The sequence below is a fragment of the Enterococcus sp. BSD2780061688st2 D3 genome (assembly GCF_005844145.1).
Lineage (GTDB): Bacteria > Bacillota > Bacilli > Lactobacillales > Enterococcaceae > Enterococcus_B > Enterococcus_B durans.
The window spans coordinates 26,363-45,957 of sequence record NZ_SPHN01000019.1; the positions used below are offsets into that span (position 1 = coordinate 26,363).

Sequence of the window (19,595 nt, forward strand, 5' to 3'; positions counted from 1 at the left end):
TCATTTCAGAGAAATTATGGTATAGTTATTTATAGGTAATGATACTAACTGTGAGTGAGCGGATTTTTCGCTCACTCTTTTTAATGGAATTACGGATTCAATTTTTAAGGAGGCGAAATTCTTGAGTAGCGTCGTTGAAACAGTCACAGAAATGGTGACTCCGATTTTAGAGGAACAAAATTTTGAACTTGTAGAAGTAGAGTTTGTGAAAGAAGGAAAAAGTTGGTTCTTGCGAGTATTTATTGATAAAGATGGTGGAATCGATATTGAAGAATGTGTCTATGTCAGTGAAAAATTAAGTGAAAAACTCGATGCAATAGATCCCGATCCAATCCCACAAGCATATTTCCTAGAGGTGTCATCTCCAGGAGCAGAACGTCCGCTAAAAAAAGAAACAGATTATGAAAAAGCACTAGGTGAATACATCCATGTGTCTTTCTACCAACCAGTGGATGGAGAAAAGCAATTTGAAGGATTTCTTCAGTCATTTGATGCTGACCAGCTTACATTGAAAATACGCATAAAAACACGGGAAAAAGAATTGATTCTTGACCGAAAAAACATTGCCAAAGCTCGCTTAGCAATCCAATTTTAATCACGGAGAGGAAACAGAACAATGAGTAAAGAAATGTTGAACGCGTTAGATGCATTAGAAGCTGAAAAAGGAATTTCAAAAGAAATCGTAATTGACGCTTTAGAAGCAGCTTTAGTTTCTGCATATAAACGCCATTATGGTCAAGCACAAAACGTAGAAGTAGAATTTGACCAGAAGAAAGGGAAAATCCACGTCTATGCAGTGAAAGAAGTGACAGAAGAAGTCATGGATTCACAGTTGGAAGTATCATTGAAAGATGCACTTTTGATCAATCCAGCATATGAAATCGGCGACACGATCCGATTTGAAGTTACACCAAAAGATTTTGGCCGCATTGCTGCGCAAACAGCGAAACAAGTAATCTTGCAACGTGTGAGAGAAGCAGAAAGAACAATTATCTATAATGAGTTCAGTGCATATGAAAAAGATATCATGCAAGGAATCGTTGAACGTCAAGATAAACGTTACATTTACGTGAATCTTGGAAAAATCGAAGCAGTGTTATCTAAACAAGATCAAATGCCGAATGAATTCTATCAACCGCATGATCGGATCAAAGTGTATGTTTCTCGAGTAGAAAATACTTCAAAAGGTCCTCAAGTTTTTGTTAGTCGTAGCCATCCAGATCTTTTAAAACGTTTGTTTGAACAAGAAGTACCAGAAGTATACGATGGTATCGTTGAGATCGTCAGTGTCGCAAGAGAAGCGGGTGACCGTTCTAAAGTTGCTGTACGCTCAAATGATGAAAATATCGATGCAGTAGGAACTTGTGTTGGTCCGAAAGGGCAACGTGTCCAAGCAATCGTCAATGAATTAAAAGGTGAAAACATGGATATCGTTGAATGGGACGAAGATCCAGCAGTATTCATCGCCAATGCATTGAACCCAGCGCAAGTCATGGATGTCATCTTTGATGAACAAAATCCAAAAGCTTGTACAGTCGTTGTTCCTGATTATCAATTATCATTGGCCATCGGTAAACGTGGTCAAAATGCACGATTAGCTGCAAAATTAACGAACCATAAGATCGACATCAAGTCAGAGTCAGACATGGCTGCATATTATGAAGAACAAGCAAATAAAACTGAAGATGCAAATGATGAATCAGTGGCAGAAGCACACGATGAAGCAATCATCCAATCTGATTTAACAGATGACGAATATGAAACAATCGCATTCAACGATGAAAAAACTATCGAAGAAACAGACCAAGATGCTTAACAGATAGCTTAGGAGGCAAAGAGATGAAACAAAGGAAAATCCCTTTACGCAAATCTGTCGTTTCAGGTGAAATGAAACCAAAAAAAGAGATGATTCGTATTACTCGTTCGAAAGAAGGAGAAGTATCAATCGATCCAACTGGGAAAATGCCAGGACGAGGCGCGTATGTCTCACTTGAGCCAGATGAAGTACAACAAGCTTGGGATAAAAAAATTCTCGATCGAGCACTTGAAACGAGTTTGACTGATGAATTTTATCAAGAATTATTAGAGTATGTTACACACCAAAAAGCACGAAAAGAGCTATTTGGTAAATGAGAGAAGTCAATCGGCAAAAAGCCATGAATCTCATTGGATTAGCGATGCGCGCTGGCAAACTAGTCACGGGCGAAGAGCTAACGATTGCAGATATCCGCAGAAACAAAGCCAAAATCGTCTTTGTCGCGAATGATGCAAGTGAAAACACGAAGAAAAAGATTAAAGATAAGAGTTCATACTATGAAGTTCCTTGCTTTGAGCTATTTTCTGAAGCGGAAATCACGCAGATGATCGGAAGACCTCGCAAAGTATTTGGGATCCTGGATAACGGATTTGCGAAGAAAACCAAGGAGCTAATTGAAGGTTAGGAAGGTGATTGCATGAGCAATAAACGAATTTATGAACTAGCAAAAGAAATGAATAAGTCTAGTAAAGACCTTGTGGAAAAAGCACAGAAGCTCGGTATTGATGTGAAAAATCATATGGGAGTCATCACAAGTAGTGATGAAAAAAAACTGCAACAAGCATTTAAACCACAAGGAAATAAGCATACAGCACAGCAAGAAAGCCAAAAACCAGCCAAAAAGCAGCCGAACGATCAGCCTAAAAACGAAACAAAACCAAAACAACAAAAAAATAACCGCAACTATCAAGATCGCGGTCAAGGGAGCGGTCAAGTGAATCAAGGAAAAAACCAATCAACAACTCAAAACCGAAATAATAGTGGAGGCGCTACTAACCAAAATCGCCAAGGTGGAAATCAAAGCCAAAACAGAAATACAAACAACAATCGCGGAAAATTCAACAATAACAACCGCAATCGTTTTAATAAAAAAGGAAAAAAAGGCAAACAACAGACATCAAATAAACCAGCTGTACCACCACGTAAATTCCGTGAGTTACCAGAAGTATTAGAATATACTGAAGGAATGAATGTGGCAGATATCGCTAAAAAAATCCATCGTGAACCAGCTGAGATCATCAAGAAATTATTCTTGCTTGGTGTAATGGTCAATCAAAACCAATCCTTAGATAAGGATACGATCGAATTATTAGCAACAGATTATGGGATGGAACCTCAAGAAAAAGTTCAAGTAGATATCGCAGATATCGATAAATTCTTTGAAGCAGAAGAAGTAAATCCTGAAAATCTAGTATCTCGTCCTCCAGTTGTAACTATCATGGGACACGTTGACCACGGGAAAACTACGTTACTTGATACCTTACGTCATTCACGTGTAACAAGTGGAGAAGCTGGCGGGATCACGCAGCATATCGGTGCCTATCAAATCGATATCGACGGCAAACCAATCACATTCTTAGATACACCAGGACATGCGGCGTTTACAAGTATGCGTGCGCGTGGAGCAAGTATCACAGATATCACGATTTTAGTAGTCGCAGCTGATGATGGTGTGATGCCACAAACAGTGGAAGCCATCAACCATGCAAAAGCAGCCGGTGTGCCAATCATCGTTGCTGTGAATAAAATCGATAAACCAGGTGCGAACCCACAACACGTCATGCAAGAATTAAGTGAATATGAATTGATTCCAGAAGCATGGGGCGGAGAAACGATCTTTGTTGAGATTTCGGCTAAATTTGGCCAAAATATCGATGAATTGTTAGAAATGATCTTATTGGTTGCTGAAGTTGAAGATCTTAAAGCTGATCCTACACAACGAGCAATCGGTACAGTTATTGAAGCCCGTCTTGACAAAGGAAAAGGACCTGTAACTACATTACTTGTCCAACAAGGAACATTGAATGTCGGGGATCCGATCGTTGTAGGGAATACCTATGGACGTGTACGTGTGATGAACAATGATCTAGGCCGCCGTGAAAAATCTGCCGGTCCAGCAACACCAGTTGAAATCACTGGATTAAATGATGTACCACAAGCTGGTGATCATTTCGTTGTATTTGAAGATGAAAAAACAGCTCGTGCTGCCGGTGAAGAACGTGCAAAACGTGCGTTATTGGAACATCGTGCTGCTACAAGCCGTGTCACATTGGATACTTTATTCGAAAGCTTGAAAGAGGGAGAATTGAAAGATGTCAATGTGATCATCAAGGCTGATGTACAAGGTTCTGCCGAAGCATTAGCAGCATCATTGAATAAAATAGATGTAGAAGGCGTACGTGTGAAAATCGTCCATTCTGCAGTTGGTGCGATCAATGAAAGTGATGTCACACTTGCTGCTGCAAGTAATGCGATCATCATCGGTTTCAATGTCCGTCCTACTCCACAAGCGAAGAGTCAAGCAGATGCAGAAGAAGTAGACATTCGTTTGCACCGTATCATCTACAAAGCAATCGAAGAAATCGAAACAGCGATGAAAGGCATGCTTGATCCAGAATTTGAAGAAAAAATCACAGGCCAAATGATCGTTCGTGAAACATTCAAAGTTTCGAAAGTCGGAACGATTGCAGGAGCATACGTGACAGAAGGCTATATCCGCAGAGATAGCGGTGTACGTGTCATTCGTGATGGAATTGTTATCTATGAAGGCCAACTTGCCAGCTTGAAACGCTTCAAAGATGATGTAAAAGAAGTGAAAATGGGCTATGAATGTGGCGCAATGATCGAAAAATTCAACGACATCAAAGTAGATGACGTCATTGAAGGATTCATTATGGAAGAAATCAAAAACGACTAAATGAATAGGGAGGCCGCTCAATATGGCAAACTATCGTGACCGCCGAGTCGGTCAAGAAATTTTAAAAGAAGTAAATGATATATTACGTAAAAAAGTACGTGATCCTCGTGTTGAAAATGTTACGATCACCGATGTTCATGTAACTGGAGATCTGCAACAAGCAACGATTTATTATAGTATCTTATCTGATCTAGCATCGGATAAGAAAAAAGCAAAAGAAGGCTTAGAAAAAGCTAGTGGCTTGATTCGCCGTGAATTAGGGCATAACTTGAGTATTTATAAGACACCTGAATTGACTTTTGAACTTGATGAATCAGTTGTCTACGGCAACCATATCGACCAATTATTACGAAACCTGAATAAAGACTAGATCTTACTCCTAAAGGCAAATTTGTTCAATATTAAAACCGTTATTCACCAAGTTTAGATACCTAGTGAATAACGGTTTTTTTGCTATATTTTTGGCTATCTTGTTAAGGAGAAGAGCAAAAAACTAATAAGCTACGTATAATGATAAGTATTTATTAAAAAAAGGGTGTGTGGGACCAAAGTAAGAAACGCTTTTGTCTCATTCTTTAAAAACGAATAAACGGTGGGAGCAGAAGCAACCCCTTCAGCTTAAATATGAATAAACAGTGGGAACAGAAGCATCTTTTTCGAATAGAAGAGCGATTCAGCACTTCTGTTCCGACCTGACTGGATCATTTCATCAACGCTAAAGTCTAGGGGAAAGATTATTTGCCTGATAACCATCCATATAGCCAATCAAAAGGTACAAAGAAAAAATTTTCCATAGTGTTCCCTCCTTTGATTAAAGCATACCATAGTAGCTATTTACATGATGATGAAGATTTATTACAGTTGTATTGCTAAAGAATAAAAACCGTAGAGAAGCGATTCAAAGTCGTTAGCAAATACATTTCATGTGTTATAATTGTACAGTTGATACCTCAAATGAAAAGGAGAAAAATTATGGATGGTTTATTACCTTTATGGAAAGAACGTGGCATGACCAGTCATGACTGTGTATTTAAATTACGAAAAATTTTACATACGAAAAAAATCGGGCATGGCGGAACATTGGACCCTGATGTAGATGGTGTTTTGCCGATTTGTATTGGAAAAGCGACGAAAGTCATCGAATATTTAACAGATTCAGGTAAAACATACGAAGGAGAAATCACCCTAGGCTTTAGTACAACTACCGAAGATCGTTCCGGAGAAAAAGTAGAGAGCAAACGTGTGGGTATACCTTTAGAAGAAGAGCAAATAGATGCTGCGATGGAGAGTTTTGTTGGAGAAATCACACAGATTCCTCCGATGTATTCCGCAGTAAAAGTGAATGGCAAACGACTTTACGAATATGCCAGAAATAACGAAACAGTAGAAAGACCAGTGCGCAAAGCCCAAATCTATCGTTTTGAGCGAGCAAGTGATATTCATTGGAATGAAACAGATGGGCTATTGTCTTGGCGTTTCGAAGTAGAATGCGGCAAGGGTACCTATGTCAGAACATTAGCTGTTGATACAGGGAAAAAACTAGGCTATCCTGCACACATGTCAGATTTGACTCGTACGGCTAGTGCCGGAATGAAAAAAGAACAGGCAATTACATTGCAGCAAGTAGCAGATTACATGGAAAGTGGAACGATAGAAGCGCATCTGCTGCCATTGGAAGTCGGGGTTGCTCGCTTCAAACGGGTAGATATCAGTGATGATGTATGGCAGAAGGTTAAAAATGGGATGCGTCTTGAATACAACGTCTTTCAATTGGATCGTATGCCCACAGAGGAAATTGCTCTTTTCTATCGTGACCAAGTCGTGAGCATTTACCAACCGAACCCTAAAGAAAAAAACAAATTAAAACCAAGTAAAGTGTTGAGAAACGAGGTATAAAAACATGAAAATCATCAAAATCAGACATCCTTATCAAATGGACCAGATCCCTAAAGAGGATGTTGTATTAGTATTAGGCTTTTTTGATGGTGTGCATAAAGGACATCAAAAAGTAATACAAACAGGCAAAAAAATTGCGGAAAAAGAAGGATTAAAGTTGGCATTGATGACTTTCAATCAACATCCTTCAATCGTTTTTAAAAAAATCAATCCCAGTCAGGTTAAATATTTGACGACATTAGCACAGAAAGAAGAAAAAATGGCAGCGTTAGGTGTTGATTATCTCTATGAAATTGATTTTACTTCTTCGTTTGCACATTTAGCCCCACAAGATTTTGTCGATCAATATATCGTGGGACTACATGCAAAGTATGCTGTTTCAGGTTTCGATTATACGTATGGTCCAAGAGAGATTGCAGATGTTGCGCACTTGCCACAGTACGCTAAAAAGCGATTTGAAGTTGTGACGATCCCGAAGGAAGAAAACGAAGGAGAAAAAATAAGCTCCACGCGCATACGTCACTTATTAGATAATGGCAAATTAGAAGAAGTCACTAAGCTTTTAGGATCAGTTTATGAAGTAGAAGGTGTAGTCGTACATGGTGATGCTCGTGGTCGTTTGTTAGGATTTCCTACAGCTAACGTGAAAGTCAAGAGTACCGTTCATCTTCCTAAAGAAGGAGTTTATGTCACTGAGATCAAAGTTGGCGATACTTGGTATAGAGCAATGGGATCGATTGGGCATAATGATACCTTTGGCGAGGGCCGTGAGTTGACTGTTGAACTGTATATTTTAGATTTTGCACAAGATATTTATGGGGAACATGTCACTATCCGTTGGAATCATTTCCTGAGAGATCAAGTGAAATTTTCGAGTGCGGAAGCTTTGATCGACCAATTAAAAGCAGATGAACAAGCGACAGCGGATTATTTCAACTAAATTTTAGGAAGAGAAACTAGGACATAAATGGTTCATTATGAGGAAATGAGTCTCAAAAATTACTTTTCATTCTTTTGTGGATTGTTGACTTATTTTTCCAAGGAAAAACTCCTTCTACTATTTATTCGTGTTTAGGGTGTGAGGCGAAAGTATTTATTTCTTTTGTTTCATCCCCTTTTTTGACTACAGCATGTTATTGGTGCAACTATTCGTAAGCGTATTGTTTGCTTGAAATGGTAGGTCGTATAGTACACTTTAAATAAGTTGATCATAAAAGATCAAGAAGGGTGGAAATATAGATGTATAAAGATCTTGAAAACAAGGTAGCCGTAGTAACTGGTGGTTCAAAAGGAATCGGAACAGCCATTTCAGAACGTTTTGGTAAAGAAAAAATGAAGGTCGTTGTCAATTACAATTCAGACAAAGAAGGAGCAGATGAAGCTGTTACTGCAATCAAAGAAGCAGGAGGAGAGGCAGTTGCTGTTCAAGCAGATGTCAGCACAGAAGAAGGAATCAATCGCCTGTTAGAAACAGCGCTCAATAAATTCGGACAACTGGATATTTGGGTAAACAATGCAGGCATGGAAAATCAATCTGCAACTCATGAACTAAGCTTAGAAGATTGGGAAAAAGTTATCAAAGTGAATCTAACAGGCGTATTCTTAGGGACAAAAGCAGCGTTGAATTATTTTAAAGGCGAAAATCGAAAAGGAAATATCATCAATATGTCTTCCGTCCATGAACAAATTCCGTGGCCAACTTTTGCCCACTATGCTGCATCAAAAGGTGGAGTCAAATTGTTTACGGAAACTGTCGCTATGGAGTATGCCCCAGATCATATTCGAATCAACAGCATTGGTCCGGGAGCCATAAAAACGCCCATCAATGCGGAAAAATTTGAGGATCCAAAGCAAAAAGAAATACTTGAAAACATGATACCGATGGCACGAGTTGGCCAACCGAAAGAAATTGCCGCTGCGGCTGCTTGGTTAGCTTCTGAAGAATCTAGTTATGTTACAGGGATCACCTTATTTGTAGATGGTGGTATGACCTTATACCCTTCTTTCCAAGGCGGGAAAGGCTAAGAATAGTAAGATATGGGAAATCAATCTTGCAATAAATAGTTGAGGTCCTAAAAAGTTCTTCTAGCTAAAGTCGTGTTTAATCTATGTTGATGATTTGCTCACACGAGGGGCGATCAAAAGCAATTGCTGACCAGAGTATAAGGAACTAGATCTGTGTCAGCAATTGTTTTTTGCAGTATTTCTTCTTGTTAAGAACTTGCCATTTTTTTCAAGGTAATCGATGATTGTTTTTGGAGTAATTTGTAGATCCAATGACTAAAGTTCATCACATAATTGAAGTTGCCCCCAATGGTTAGTTCATAGTGGTTCTGTTTGAGGTGTTGATAGTGAAGTAGACGCTCTTTTTTATTGGCATAGACATCTAGATAGTAAGTAAAAACAGTATCTTTAAACTTTTGCATTGCATAAAAATCAGTAGTGACAAGTGAAAATCTTAATGTGACAGGAGCTTCAAAAATCCGCTTGTTTTCTTGGTCTTGGTTGGTCTCTTCGACGCCATATAGAAAATCATATAGATCTTGTTCGGTAAAACGCCATTTACCACCTGCTTTAGTTCCGTGTAGTTTTCCTTCTTGTAAATAATTTCGAATAGAACGCGTTGTCACATTCAGCTGTTCCGCAAGTTCTTGTACGGAATAATAATCTTTCATATATATCTCTCCTAATAGTTACCTACTAAATGGTAGATATTTTTGATAACTGACAATAAAAGGTCAAGCTATCACATTTATTTATTCATCAAATATTCTGTATCATTTTTCATTGTATTCACGTAATGGCTAAAAAAGTGCTCCTTATTAAAATAGTATAGGGTTGCTTAGCTGTGTATCTTTGAAGATACTGAAAAATAGAGAAGCAGAGCAAAAGAAAAAAGGAGCGTGGGACAAAACTAAAAATCAGTTTTGCCACAGACTCTAACTCCGAATAAACGGTGGGAGCAGAAGCAACTCCTTCATAAATAAGCCGAAATTCACAAAAATTTGAAAAGCAATTTTCGTTCATTTCTTCTTATTTCTCGGAGTTAAACACTTCTGTCCCAACCTCTTTATTTTATTTAGATGAAATCGTTTTTTGATACGAATAGTTTTTTTCAAATAGACAAAGAAGCAACCCAAGAATGAACCCTGCGAAAGTAGGAAGAATAAAGCCAAGCCCATTCGCAGCAAATGGGATCGTATGTGTATACCAAGAAGTCAAAGCAGAAGTGAAAGAGTTTTGTACGGGTAAAGCTTTGATTCCATCTAAAAGTGCTGGAATCACTGTGAAAAGTGTCGTCATTTGATAAACGATCTTGCGATTCTTGAATAAACCAGAACAAAGAGCTGGCAATATCATTGCCATTGCCAAAGGATAAAGGAGCATCAAAAATGGCATTGTCCAAGAAATGATCGTATTCAAACCAAAATTAGCAGTAGTGAAAGAGAGAATCGTAGTGACACGAAGCCAACCTTTATAACTAAGTATAGGGAAACAAACTGAAAAATCTTGAGCAAATGAGGCAATCAACCCGATAGCAGTAGTGAAAACGGCTAAAATCGTCATTGTTCCCATCAGTGCTAAGCCGGCTTTTCCAAAATAAGCTTGAATGATTTGTGTTAATGCAATCCCACCATTTTCAGAAACACTGAATCGTGTAAGAGACATTGAGCCTAAAGCGATGATTCCTAAGTAAATCCCGCCACATAAAAGCATAGCAAGAGAGCCAGTTTTGATCGTATTTTTGGCAATTGCGTCTTCTTTATGGATCCCCATACCTTGGAGTGAACGAATGATCGTAACACCAAAAGCTAGAGCGGCCAGTGCATCCATTGTATTGTAGCCTTCTAAAAAGCCATTCGTGGTGGCGCCATGTTGGTAAGTAGCGATGGGTGTCCCATCTAGTGGTCCAAATGGGGAGAGGAAGGCAACGATGAATAAAAGAAATAAGATTATTAAAAATAAAGGATTTAACCACTTCCCAATTATTTTAAGTAAATTTGATTCATGAATTGATAGATAATAGGCAAGACCAAAAAATATAGCAGAAAAAATCAATAAACCAATCGTTGAATATTTAGCAGGCAAAAAATTTCCTAGGCTAAATTGATAACCTAAAGCAGCAGTTCTCGGCGTAGCAAACATTGGCCCTAAGGCAAGATGATTCATAACCAGAAAAGTAACGCCATACCATGGAGAGACATGCTTCGCAAAATCGTATAATCCAGTCGATTTCGTTTTACTTAGTGCAACGAGTGCAGCTAAAGGCAATAATGTTGCACTAAGTAAAAAACCGATACCAGCAGATAGCCAATGGTCGCCAGCAAGCTGTCCTAAATGTGCTGGGAAAATCAAGTTTCCTGCGCCAAAAAACATACCAAAAATAAGTGAAGCAACTAATAATAATTTCTTTATAGATAATTTTTCCATCATAAAAACCCCTTGTCTTTTTAGTTAAAAATGAGCAATGTGATTTTTGATGAGACTCGATCATCCTTGCTAAGATACATATCCATCTTCCTTTCTGTGGGTGGTAAATACAAAAAAGCCCGTTGGAATAATAATTATTCCAACGGGCAATAGTCAATTGCGGTACCACCGTTTTTTTGTTTGAAAAATCAAACAATCTCTCAGCGACTCATTAAAAAATGAAGCGCATTATCCGATAACGGGGATCACCGTCACAAACTTCTTACGTCACCTGTGCATCTCCAGAGCTACTTTCACTTATAGAGGAAATACGATTTCACACCACCCAATCGCTCTCTTTATCTCCATCTATCAGTTACTCTCTCTATCAATGATTTTTTGTCATTATAGCTGTATTATTATGCAGTGTCAAGCTTATACAGAAAAAAATCTGAAAATTACAAAAATATATTCCTCTAATATTTATAAATGCTGTTGTGTTTTTGAAGTTTTAGAAAATCATGGTTCCAATGATTGTTTACGATTCGATTGTAAGAATGCAAAATATTTTTAAAGTCTTCAGGAGTAGGATTGGAGTGGATAGAAACGACTTCGCACTCTGTTAGATTCAAAGATGGAAGATCAGTAACCAGTAAATCGTAATTATTCGCAGAGTGACATACTTCAGACAGTGTAAGGTGATTCAAAGAATGGATATCCAAGCGAAACCCTAGATGGAATTGGAGATCATTTTTTAGAAAAAGGCTATGTTCATAGCTTGTATTAAAGAATAAGCCTGTCTTCACTTTAGGTGCGATCGTTTCTAACTGTTCAGATAAACTGATCCAAGAGGTAACTAGCATAAATAAATATTTATTGATAACGGAAGTATCTAGATAGATCGCTAACTGTTCTTTCATAAGTGATTCTTTGATAATCGTGCAGATCCGTTGGGTAAAACTAGAATAGTAGTTATTTAATTGGCTAAAAAATTCTTCATTGGGATTATACAAAATCGTCGCAGGCCCCCAAACATAGGTGGTTGCATTATATAAATAAAGCAATAGGTCATTTTTATTCTCCACCGTCAGCTTTTCTTGCTGTTCAATGGTATTCAATAAATCTAAGAGAGCAGATCTAATTTGATTGATTTGATTATTTTTTTGAGATTTTATCCGCAGTTCTTCAATCGACCAAGCAAAATTTTGATTGAAAAAGACATAAAATAGTTGGTAAGTGATTTGAGGAGTTACAGCTATCTTATATTTTTCATATATTTTACTGCATACTTGATGGGACAATTGGAAATCTTTTCTGACTGTTTGCTTTGTTTGGCTAGTAAATAGATGACCTTTGCGAATCCGTGAAAAGCAAATAAAGAGCATGATCCGAAATTTATTGCGATACGCGTATACTTGTCGTTGAGGAACAAACAATTCTGGATAGTAAGAAAAGAATTCTTCATAGATTTCATCGAATAAATCCAGTGTATCACTAGTCATGAATTCATCCGACACCCCGTATTTCTCAGTGAAAAAACAAAAGAAAAACCAGCAGATTTTTCGTTCATCCCCAACGATGTCTAGTTGACTCGAGTCAACTGATAAACCACAGGGAGCAAGTAGTTGATTAAGTTCAGCAATTTTCCTCTTCAATGTTGAGGTACTAAAAAAAAGCTTGTCAGCCAGTGAGGTGAGATTAGGATAATGATTGATAAAGATTTCTTCCAATAATGTAAAACGCAATGATTGTTTATACAATTTCGAAAAAATAAAGAAGCCGTTTTGCTGTGGTGGCAGAAACAGACGTATTCCTCGCTGTTGGCTACTATTTATTTTTGCAGGCAGAATATACTGGTTGATTTCACTGATATTTTGACGAATCGTAATTTCAGATAATCCTGTTGTTTTTGCAATATCTCTGATTTTTTCCCATTTTCGGGGTAGTAAGTAACTAATGATTAAATAATGTTTCAATAATTTATTTTCCAACAATTTTTCCATAACTTTCCTCCTATTATCATCTAACGATAGTTTGAAAATGAACTCGCGCGACAATAAATATTGTTTTATAGTTATTTTTATCATCGTTGGACAAATAATTATACAGGTAAATCCAACATGATTATAACAACAGAGGGAGCGAAAAAATAGAGGAAAGGTAGAAAAAGTTGGGAAAATTCAGAAAAGTCAAACGAATAGTCTTGGTTCTATTGTGTAGCTGCTTTATTGGGGTGGCATGCTACTACTATTATTTCATACATTACACAAGACCAGTCGTTGTAGCAAATCAAAAAAACGGGGCAGAATCTAAATATGTCAAAAACATGTCTGATAAAGAATTTTCGGCTTATTTGCAAGGGCAAGCAGACAAGAGTCAATTTCGCTTAAAAATGGAATCGGATATGTTTTTTGAGAAAGCAGACAAGGTGGGGAAAGTCACGATATTAAACCCAAACAGTAACCATTATGCAATTCGCGTACAAACAACAATCGAAAACCAAGAAGCGATTATCTATGATTCAGGAATGATCAAACCGAAACAGTTTGTCGAAAATGGTGAATTGAAAAAGACCATACCACAGGGTGTTTATAAAGTGAACCATCATGTTATTTACTATGAACTTACAAATCTAAAACAGAAAGTCGGCGAAACAGTTATCGTGGGCCAGCTTGCAATCAATCAGTAGTTTTAGAATAAATGGAGGAAAATAAAGTGAAAAAAGTAAATTTAATAAAAGTTACCGGCGTACTACTGTTCAGTAGTTTTGCAATTTTGAGTGGAACAAAAGGTTATGCGTATGAGAATGGTCAAAATGATCCTAATACGCAGACACAAGAAATCAAAAAACAAGATTCTGCGACCTTACCAGCAGAAGGAACATTTCAAGAATTTGATCCAACGAAACCAGTTGATCCATCTCTACCAAATCCAGGACCCACAGATAAAGCTTGGGTAGATGTAGAAATTCCTACAAAAATCTTATTTGGACAGACGGATATTAGCTCAGGTATCATCTCACCAAATTATGAGATCAAAAATCTTTCATCCAAAAGTGTTGAAATAGCAATTATGGATTTCAAGGATCGTGCAAAACCCGCCACAGGAAAGTCGGATGCTGAAAAAATCAGTGATCAGCTTACCCTGGATTTGAAAAATGTGACAAGTAACACAGTTGTTCCTCTACACACAACTGACGCGAAGAATCCAGCCCAATTTCCTGCAGATTTAGGTGCCATCACCACACAAGGAGAAAAACTCGTTTTTCAATTGACAGGAAATGTAGCAAAAGGATTTCAGTTTAGTCAAACAGCGATCCAACCGCAGTATGATATGGTTTTGAAATTTGAAGTAAAATAGGAGCAATAATGAAAAAGCAAAAAGGAATTTTTTCAGTGATGAGCTTACTTATTTTTCTTTTTTTGCACCCTTCCTTCAGCTATGCAGAATCAGTAGAGTCCTATAGAGATATTCCTGTTGAAGGGATCATCGGAAATCCTTCTGTAGTAAAAAATGAACCATTAGTTTCAGAGTTCATTTCCAGAAATACATTTCCAAAACTATTCGAAGTTACAGGAAGTACTACTGTCCTTTCTATTTTGGGCATATTGTTAGTGATGATCGTAATTGATATTTGTTGGATAAGGAGGAACAATCAATGAATCAAACAAAAAAAATAGGCTTAACCCTCTTTTTCGTGTTGTTTTTTTGCTGTTCCTTTTCTACAGATAGTTATGCAAGTGATTCAGGAAGTACTGCGAGAGAAGTGGCACAGGATGTGACCGAGTCCCAATGGCAGATGATGAAGGGTTATTTTTCTCAAACCCCTGTTGCTGCGACAGAAGGATATACGATAGGAACAGATTTTTCACCTGATTTTGAGCAAAGTTGTCAGTATCATGAACGGAATGAATACAATTATACAGGTTCTGCTAAACGGATAATTACGAAAATCACTTCCAGTGATCCTGATACACTCGAAGTTAGCTATTCCAATCATACTATTCAAATGAAACGTGGAAAAGGAAACAACGATCACGTACTGGTCACGATCGAATACCATTTGGAATGGAGCTTCCGAGTACAAGAAAAGGTTCTTGGCACATGGTGGAGCGTGAACGATCAAATTGGCTCAACTGGGACATTTACTGATTCTATAGACGTTACTGTGGAACGAATACAGTTTACTGTTACACCAAAATCTACCAATCGAATTGAATTGAATCTCTATGATCCCAAAAAGATAGACCCACTGACATTTGTAGATTATTCTGGAAATACAGGCCCCGTAACGAGTTACATGCAGGAAAAACCAGATGATAGTAAATTAGGAGCTACTCAGGGGAAGTTTGTCTTTTCAGATACTAAATACACTCAGGCAGTAGTCATTCCCTTTACCGTAGTAGACACGACCCCACCTACTGGAAAATTGAAAGACCCCTTGACTATGGAACTAGGAACATTGCCTAATCTTGTCGATCTTTTCGACTATGAACCATATGATAACGATTGGCAAACGGTGGATATTCTATCATCTTTTGATTTTAAACAGTTAAAAAAAGGAACACAGCCAATCCAATTGATTCTGGAAGACCAGTCAAAAAATCAAGCAAAATTGACTAGTACGATCGAGGGAGTGGATACGACTCCGCCAAACGTAGCAACAAAGAGTGCAACAATTGAATATGGCGGAAAAATCGATCCAAGTGACTTCATTGTTTCTGCTACGGATAATGATCCCGATGGTGGGATTGCATACTCGTTTGAAAAGCAACCAGATAGGTATCAAAGTGGTACGCAAGAAGTCACCATTCTTGCTACAGATGCATCAAAAAACACAGTAAAGGTGAAAGCAAGCTTGATTGTCAAACCTGATATAATTGCCCCAAGTGCAGACGGTATTTTACAAATGGTTCCGCTAAATGGATCTTTGCCAACTGACCCACTGACGACAGTGACAAATCTAAAAGATAATGAAGATGTGACAAAACTTTCTTGCAAATATCTTGTACTTCCTGATACCTCTAAAATAGGCTTAACCAGTACAACCGTAGAAATAGCAGATCGAAATGGCAATAAAAGCCAAGTAAAGGTGGGTGTATTTGTTTATGACGATCATAGTATATACGATAAACAATATGTCCTAAGCGCACAAAATTTTACACTTTATTCTAATGAAGTCGATGGAAAGACGATTGATGAAATTATACTAAAAAAAAGTAAAGCAAAAGCGTGGGATATATCCTCAGGAAAAGAAAAATCAGACATCAAAGTAATCAAACAGAATGTCCAAAATAAATTCGGCACATACACCGCAACATTAGCGATAGGGCAATTGACACAGACGATTCAGATCAATGTATTGGACGCCAAAGAATTGATCGATATTTCACTTCCGCAAAAAGTGATCTTCGGTTCTACGGATATCCAACAGGGGACCGTGAATTCACCCAAATATGAGATCGTCAACCATTCTACTGTACCTGTGGATGTTCAAATCGCTCAAATCAAAGTTGATCCAGCTTCCACTATTCCCTTGCTAGATCAGGCATCTTCGCCGGAAGAAAAAAAAGCAGGTGTAGAGTTAAAATTAACCACATCGGAAGGATTTCTCGACCAATCATTTGCAGTTGATACGACATTAAAACAAACGTTAGGAATTTTACATGCGCAAGAAAAAGGTAACTTCATCTTTTCAGGAAATTATTATGGTTCCTATAAGAAAACTGCACACTGTAACTTCACGATAATCTTCAAATTTGAAGCACAATAAAGAGAGTCAGGAGGATTTTTTCTTCTGACTCATTTTTTAGTCACAACGTTTGATGGCTTTGAAGAGAGGCGCAGTTAATCATATTGGTTGATTCTGTCATGGATGACTGGCGCGGTGGCGTTACCCTTGAATGAGCGTGACTACCAAAATAGACAGAGTACGTAAATCTCACTAAGTATCAGGTACTGTTCGGTGAACTTTTGTTAGAAGAGGCAGGTGAGATGTTTGGAAAAATAGGAGTATTTCACGATTCATTGATAGACAGCGAGAATAATATAGTAGTTCAATATCTATCTTTATTGAAAAGGATTTATCTTAAGTATTAGGGTATACTTTAAGTAGTGCAATCTATAGAATACGGAGGACTTTTATGAACCAAACATCATTTTCTAGGAGAATCATTCAATCAGCAAGTATTTTTTTTGGCACTTTTTTTCTCGCTCTTTTTATTGGCCAATATTTTTTATCCGAAGGTTTTTTAAGAGAGTATAATACGGGTGGAAATATTATCTTTTCTTCAAATCTATTTTTTAGTATTCTCCAGATTTTTCTTTTTAATCTCCTGTCGATTTTAGCTATCATTGTAGCTAATTTATTTTCCAAAAGAAAAACCGATGAACAAGCCTATAGAGGTTCTGGCTTTCTCGTACTATTTGTTTTAGGTACGATTTTTGGGTTGACACTAGGCTCTAATTCGTTTGGTGTGGTGAGAGAGAATGCGGTGCTATCCCAAAAATTATTCGATCTTTTTAAACTCACGCAGTATTCCGCCCTATGGGAATTTTCAGCATTGGTTCTGGTAAATAGTGTTACGATAGATAAAGGAATCCTTCTGACAACAGGGAAAAAAACACATGTACGTTCTTTCAGAGAAATAAGCTATTCTTCTGCTGAATTAAAGATGCTATCACTCGCCTTTTTGTTTTTACTTGTAGGGGCAGTTGTGGAAAGCCGCTTACTAACAAAGTAATTAGGAACTGCTGCGTATTGTGATTCAGAACAAGGGTAACTTTATGTGTCACGAATGTTGATTTTCATCATTTTACGATCAAAATTTAGAAAAATAAGTGAAATAGACAGGAGAGAACATGAGGAAAAAGAGTATTGAATGTTGGATATACAACCGAATAGAAAAACAATTTTTGTTACTTTTAGTTAGTAATTCTGCTGTTACTTTTTGGCAACCTATCACAGGTGGAATCAAACGAAATGAATCGTCTGTAAATGCTGCTATAAGAGAAGTATATGAGGAAACAGGGATTATAGTGGAACATAATTGTATTTTTTCAATTGGAAAACATAGTGTAGTGATAAACGCTGATTTAGTCATCGACAAACAGTTATATTTAATGGTTACTACCGAAAAAGATGTGAAAATATCAAAGGAACATACGGATTATAGATGGGGAAAAGCAGAAAATATACCTGATAATTTAAAATGGAAAAATAATAATAAAAGCTTCACACACTCACTTAAGTTAGTTCAATCTTTTTTTGTTTAATTAAATCGCACAAACAATAAAATTTACGTTAAAATAGACGAAGGTAAATGAGTTAGAACGGAGTCTACAGTATGAAAAAAAATGGCAAAAAAGAGTATTTATATACGTCCTTGATCATAGTAATAGCTTTTTTTTCAGTGAGTATTTTCTATTTTTTTAATAAAATAAAACAAGAGGATATAGTAAAAGAGGAGAGTAAAACAATAAATATCATTAACTATTCTCAACTAGATGGTTATTATTTAGGATTCATGAAAAATGCAAATAGTGATGATCCAAAGCAACTTGTTTTTTTTAGACTTGAAAAGGTTCGTCCTAAAGATGCGCAACCCCCTCAAGCAGATATTACATATCAGGCTATTGATCCTTCTGCAAGTGAAAATATTTCCTATGATTTTCTGACTAGTGAGCTGAATAAAAAAGCCCCTGAAAAATTATTGGATTCTCTTGCGGTGTTTGGACAAGGACCTCTTTATTGGTGTAAAACGACTGAAATATCGGAAGCAAGCAAAGAAGCAGCGGCTTCCCTTTATACGAGTAAAAAAAATGATAAATTAAGTTTGATCATAAGCTACAGTGGGAGTGATGAACCAAATCTAAGTTCTTTTTCACTGGCTAAGGTCAACAAGAATAAGATGAACGATAAAGGAATAGCAAGCATAAAACAATATTTATTGAATCCAGAAAAAAACGAGCAATCGTTATTAAGTTATTATGGTATATTTGAACTCGATAAAGCTATAGAGATGGTGAATCAAGGAATGTTTCGCTATATCGGGGTAAGAGCTACGCCAATTTTTGATTAACAAACGGAAGACGTTGACATTTTGCAGTAAATTATCGATAGTCAAGATGAGAGAGATTACTTGGTTAATATGATGAAACAAGGGGATAAACCTAGAATCAAAAAAAGAGGTCGAGACAAAAGTCGTTTAGGTTTGAGAAATTTGAGAAAAAAACGAACAATACGTTATTTGTATTGCTCGTTTTTTTGAAATTTCCGAAAAACCTGACTTTTGGACGGCGTTTATTTGAGAGAGGCTGGGACAGAAGTGTTTAACTCCGAGAAATAAGAAGAAATTAACGAAAATTGCTTTTCAAATTTTTGTGAATTTCGGCTTATTTCCGAAGGAGTTGCTTCTGCTCTCGCCGTTTATCCGAGAGTCTATAGCAAAACTGATTTTTAGATTTGTCCCACATTCCTTTTCCTACGTTTAGTCAAGTACTTTTTTCTATTGGTTTTTATCAAGAAAAAAGTATACGAAATAAGCCTAATAAATT

Annotated in this window: 19 protein-coding genes, 1 pseudogene and 1 other annotated feature; of the genes and pseudogenes, 17 read left to right on the forward strand and 3 right to left on the reverse strand. The window is 37.1% G+C overall.

Annotation, left to right across the window (positions count from 1 at the left end):
• The first annotated feature begins 121 nt into the window (after positions 1-121).
• The 9 genes from rimP to FGQ66_RS12820 all read left to right on the forward strand — a co-directional run bounded on the left by rimP (position 122) and on the right by FGQ66_RS12820 (position 8,654).
• The gene (gene rimP / locus FGQ66_RS12780; RefSeq protein ID WP_081134991.1) at positions 122-595 is read left to right on the forward strand and encodes a ribosome maturation factor RimP; all 474 of its coding nucleotides are present in this window, start codon (positions 122-124) and stop codon (positions 593-595) included.
• Between the two features lie 21 nt (positions 596-616).
• Positions 617-1,816, forward strand: a complete 1,200-nt coding sequence (nusA, locus tag FGQ66_RS12785; protein ID WP_113845794.1) for a transcription termination factor NusA — start codon at positions 617-619, stop codon at positions 1,814-1,816.
• A 23-nt stretch (positions 1,817-1,839) separates the two neighbouring features.
• On the forward strand, positions 1,840-2,133 hold the full coding sequence (rnpM, locus tag FGQ66_RS12790) for an RNase P modulator RnpM (RefSeq protein WP_005875920.1): 294 nt from the start codon (positions 1,840-1,842) through the stop codon (positions 2,131-2,133).
• Positions 2,130-2,441: a YlxQ-related RNA-binding protein gene (locus FGQ66_RS12795; protein ID WP_005875918.1), complete on the forward strand. Its 312-nt coding sequence runs from the start codon at positions 2,130-2,132 to the stop codon at positions 2,439-2,441. Before rnpM ends, FGQ66_RS12795 begins: the two co-directional genes overlap by 4 nt.
• 12 nt (positions 2,442-2,453) lie before the next feature.
• Positions 2,454-4,733 carry a translation initiation factor IF-2 gene (gene infB / locus FGQ66_RS12800; protein WP_005875915.1) on the forward strand — a complete coding sequence of 760 codons (2,280 nt, stop codon included), beginning with the start codon at positions 2,454-2,456 and terminating at the stop codon, positions 4,731-4,733.
• Positions 4,734-4,755: 22 nt separating this feature from the next.
• On the forward strand, positions 4,756-5,103 hold the full coding sequence (gene rbfA, locus FGQ66_RS12805) for a 30S ribosome-binding factor RbfA (protein ID WP_005875913.1): 348 nt from the start codon (positions 4,756-4,758) through the stop codon (positions 5,101-5,103).
• 602 nt (positions 5,104-5,705) lie between these two features.
• The gene (truB, locus tag FGQ66_RS12810; protein ID WP_113845788.1) at positions 5,706-6,629 is read left to right on the forward strand and encodes a tRNA pseudouridine(55) synthase TruB; all 924 of its coding nucleotides are present in this window, start codon (positions 5,706-5,708) and stop codon (positions 6,627-6,629) included.
• Between the two features lie 4 nt (positions 6,630-6,633).
• On the forward strand, positions 6,634-7,569 hold the full coding sequence (ribF, locus tag FGQ66_RS12815; RefSeq protein WP_005875909.1) for a riboflavin biosynthesis protein RibF: 936 nt from the start codon (positions 6,634-6,636) through the stop codon (positions 7,567-7,569).
• A 299-nt stretch (positions 7,570-7,868) separates the two neighbouring features.
• Positions 7,869-8,654: a glucose-1-dehydrogenase gene (locus tag FGQ66_RS12820; RefSeq protein WP_138302552.1), complete on the forward strand. Its 786-nt coding sequence runs from the start codon at positions 7,869-7,871 to the stop codon at positions 8,652-8,654.
• Between the two features lie 188 nt (positions 8,655-8,842).
• Here the strand turns inward: FGQ66_RS12820 and FGQ66_RS12825 are convergent, their stop codons facing one another.
• From FGQ66_RS12825 to FGQ66_RS12835, 3 genes are all read right to left on the reverse strand, one after another.
• Entirely contained in the window at positions 8,843-9,304 is a 462-nt protein-coding gene (locus FGQ66_RS12825) for a helix-turn-helix domain-containing protein (protein ID WP_138302553.1), read from the reverse strand.
• A gap of 400 nt (positions 9,305-9,704) precedes the next feature.
• On the reverse strand, positions 9,705-11,063 hold the full coding sequence (gene brnQ / locus FGQ66_RS12830; RefSeq protein WP_138302554.1) for a branched-chain amino acid transport system II carrier protein: 1,359 nt from the start codon (positions 11,061-11,063) through the stop codon (positions 9,705-9,707).
• A 136-nt stretch (positions 11,064-11,199) separates the two neighbouring features.
• Positions 11,200-11,440: a binding site (T-box leader), on the reverse strand.
• Between the two features lie 75 nt (positions 11,441-11,515).
• On the reverse strand, positions 11,516-13,042 hold the full coding sequence (locus FGQ66_RS12835) for an AcpB/EbpR/MafR family transcriptional regulator (protein ID WP_138302555.1): 1,527 nt from the start codon (positions 13,040-13,042) through the stop codon (positions 11,516-11,518).
• Positions 13,043-13,209: 167 nt separating this feature from the next.
• Between FGQ66_RS12835 and FGQ66_RS12840 the strand changes: the two genes are divergently transcribed.
• The 8 genes and pseudogenes from FGQ66_RS12840 to FGQ66_RS15730 form a co-directional block, all read left to right on the forward strand.
• Positions 13,210-13,728 carry a hypothetical protein gene (locus FGQ66_RS12840; protein ID WP_138302556.1) on the forward strand — a complete coding sequence of 173 codons (519 nt, stop codon included), beginning with the start codon at positions 13,210-13,212 and terminating at the stop codon, positions 13,726-13,728.
• 26 nt (positions 13,729-13,754) lie between these two features.
• Positions 13,755-14,399: a hypothetical protein gene (locus tag FGQ66_RS12845; protein ID WP_171024618.1), complete on the forward strand. Its 645-nt coding sequence runs from the start codon at positions 13,755-13,757 to the stop codon at positions 14,397-14,399.
• Between the two features lie 8 nt (positions 14,400-14,407).
• Positions 14,408-14,701, forward strand: a complete 294-nt coding sequence (locus FGQ66_RS12850) for a hypothetical protein (protein WP_005875895.1) — start codon at positions 14,408-14,410, stop codon at positions 14,699-14,701.
• A complete protein-coding gene (locus FGQ66_RS12855) occupies positions 14,698-16,812 on the forward strand; it encodes a hypothetical protein (protein WP_230315304.1) in 2,115 nt (704 codons plus the stop codon). The genes FGQ66_RS12850 and FGQ66_RS12855 overlap by 4 nt, the downstream gene beginning before the upstream one ends.
• A gap of 370 nt (positions 16,813-17,182) precedes the next feature.
• On the forward strand, positions 17,183-17,782 hold the full coding sequence (locus tag FGQ66_RS12860) for a hypothetical protein (RefSeq protein ID WP_138302557.1): 600 nt from the start codon (positions 17,183-17,185) through the stop codon (positions 17,780-17,782).
• A gap of 118 nt (positions 17,783-17,900) precedes the next feature.
• Positions 17,901-18,314, forward strand: a complete 414-nt coding sequence (locus tag FGQ66_RS12865) for an NUDIX domain-containing protein (RefSeq protein WP_138302558.1) — start codon at positions 17,901-17,903, stop codon at positions 18,312-18,314.
• Between the two features lie 71 nt (positions 18,315-18,385).
• Positions 18,386-19,120 carry a hypothetical protein gene (locus FGQ66_RS12870; protein ID WP_138302559.1) on the forward strand — a complete coding sequence of 245 codons (735 nt, stop codon included), beginning with the start codon at positions 18,386-18,388 and terminating at the stop codon, positions 19,118-19,120.
• A 235-nt stretch (positions 19,121-19,355) separates the two neighbouring features.
• A pseudogene (locus FGQ66_RS15730) lies at positions 19,356-19,475 on the forward strand (DUF3788 family protein); the annotation flags it as partial.
• Positions 19,476-19,595: the final 120 nt, after the last annotated feature.

Bases quoted from the DNA above. Each gene is read 5' to 3' on its own strand.
- truB (WP_113845788.1), top strand. From the start codon at position 5,706: ATGGATGGTTTATTACCTTTATGGAAAGAACGTGGCATGACCAGTCAT.
- FGQ66_RS12855 (WP_230315304.1), top strand. From the start codon at position 14,698: ATGAATCAAACAAAAAAAATAGGCTTAACCCTCTTTTTCGTGTTGTTT.
- FGQ66_RS12795 (WP_005875918.1), top strand. From the start codon at position 2,130: ATGAGAGAAGTCAATCGGCAAAAAGCCATGAATCTCATTGGATTAGCG.
- FGQ66_RS12865 (WP_138302558.1), top strand. From the start codon at position 17,901: ATGAGGAAAAAGAGTATTGAATGTTGGATATACAACCGAATAGAAAAA.
- FGQ66_RS12835 (WP_138302555.1), bottom strand. From the start codon at position 13,042: ATGGAAAAATTGTTGGAAAATAAATTATTGAAACATTATTTAATCATT.
- rnpM (WP_005875920.1), top strand. From the start codon at position 1,840: ATGAAACAAAGGAAAATCCCTTTACGCAAATCTGTCGTTTCAGGTGAA.
- nusA (WP_113845794.1), top strand. From the start codon at position 617: ATGAGTAAAGAAATGTTGAACGCGTTAGATGCATTAGAAGCTGAAAAA.
- FGQ66_RS12870 (WP_138302559.1), top strand. From the start codon at position 18,386: ATGAAAAAAAATGGCAAAAAAGAGTATTTATATACGTCCTTGATCATA.
- FGQ66_RS12860 (WP_138302557.1), top strand. From the start codon at position 17,183: ATGAACCAAACATCATTTTCTAGGAGAATCATTCAATCAGCAAGTATT.
- FGQ66_RS12820 (WP_138302552.1), top strand. From the start codon at position 7,869: ATGTATAAAGATCTTGAAAACAAGGTAGCCGTAGTAACTGGTGGTTCA.
- FGQ66_RS12850 (WP_005875895.1), top strand. From the start codon at position 14,408: ATGAAAAAGCAAAAAGGAATTTTTTCAGTGATGAGCTTACTTATTTTT.
- infB (WP_005875915.1), top strand. From the start codon at position 2,454: ATGAGCAATAAACGAATTTATGAACTAGCAAAAGAAATGAATAAGTCT.
- rbfA (WP_005875913.1), top strand. From the start codon at position 4,756: ATGGCAAACTATCGTGACCGCCGAGTCGGTCAAGAAATTTTAAAAGAA.
- FGQ66_RS12825 (WP_138302553.1), bottom strand. From the start codon at position 9,304: ATGAAAGATTATTATTCCGTACAAGAACTTGCGGAACAGCTGAATGTG.
- brnQ (WP_138302554.1), bottom strand. From the start codon at position 11,063: ATGATGGAAAAATTATCTATAAAGAAATTATTATTAGTTGCTTCACTT.
- ribF (WP_005875909.1), top strand. From the start codon at position 6,634: ATGAAAATCATCAAAATCAGACATCCTTATCAAATGGACCAGATCCCT.